We start from the raw sequence: 982 nt of genomic DNA, 5'->3' as shown, positions 1-982 counted from the left end.
GTTGATGTTTGTTTGATCTGGTGCATCACATCGCAAATACACTTTTACTGTAGCAGTATAAAGTGATGAAAGATTATCCTTCACATGTTTTATTCTTGGGCGAAAAGAGAGGAAATCAAATGTATCAGTTTTTAATGAATCTTCCAATACATCTTCATTTTCCCTCCAATGATACCCACAAGCTCCGCCATTCCAGTCACTTATATAACAACCCTTCTCCATATCAACTACGCTACAGTAAGCTCTGTCAACATATTTTTTTTTACCACCATAAGGATACAAATAACCACCAGATATACTGACTATAACTAAATATTTTCCGGATGGAGAGAGTTTAGACGACCCATCCTCAGTAAAATAACGACCATCTATGCCCAGGTCAATAGTCTCTCCGTGACCTTTAAATGACAACTTTCCCCATGCATTGCGATCATGGTTTTTCCCACTTTTTTTCTCGGAGAAAATTAATTCCGTGCCAAATGGTGAGCGTATTATAACATCTGACACCGCCACTGGCGAAAGGGTTATAGATAATAAAATAATTTTTTTTAATAAACAGTTAACATTCATAATTTAGCCTTTAAGGAGTTAAATCTAACAACTGAATCCGTCATTTCCCTGGTTGACTTGTATTCTTCCAGTAAATTCCTTTCATTTTTTATAAAGTCACTTCCCCACAGTGCTGGATCACGATTAACTTCAGGATGATGTGTGTAGAAGTTATCAATAGCTTTTTTGAATTCTGTTCCCACCCAAGTTGGTCTATTTACCGAGTGATCTAAAACCACAGCTCTTCCAAATTTACTTTTAACGAAATCTTTTATTTTTGCCTTGGCACTAACCACTTCATCTTCAGCACGATGAAGTCGGTCAATAAAGTCCAATACTTGGAGGCCCAGATATTCAGGAAGTTGAATGACTTTTAATAATGCAGCAAGAGGTTTGTTATAAATAACATGCCCATAAGTCTCTTTAGTGCAAC

1 protein-coding gene and 1 pseudogene are annotated in these 982 nt (G+C 36.6%); both read right to left on the bottom strand.

Annotated features, from left to right (window positions below; all coding sequences use genetic code 11):
- Positions 1-570: pseudogene (locus SJI19_RS24680) on the bottom strand (hypothetical protein); the annotation flags it as partial.
- Positions 567-982, bottom strand: a 416-nt coding sequence (locus SJI19_RS24675; protein ID WP_323480873.1) for a hypothetical protein, incomplete at its 5' end; no start/stop codon positions are given. The gene SJI19_RS24675 and the pseudogene SJI19_RS24680, both read right to left, overlap by 4 nt.

This window comes from Acerihabitans sp. TG2 (assembly GCF_035013185.1).
Taxonomy (GTDB): Bacteria; Pseudomonadota; Gammaproteobacteria; order Enterobacterales; family Enterobacteriaceae; genus Acerihabitans.
This window is presented reverse-complemented; position numbering and strand designations above follow the sequence as displayed.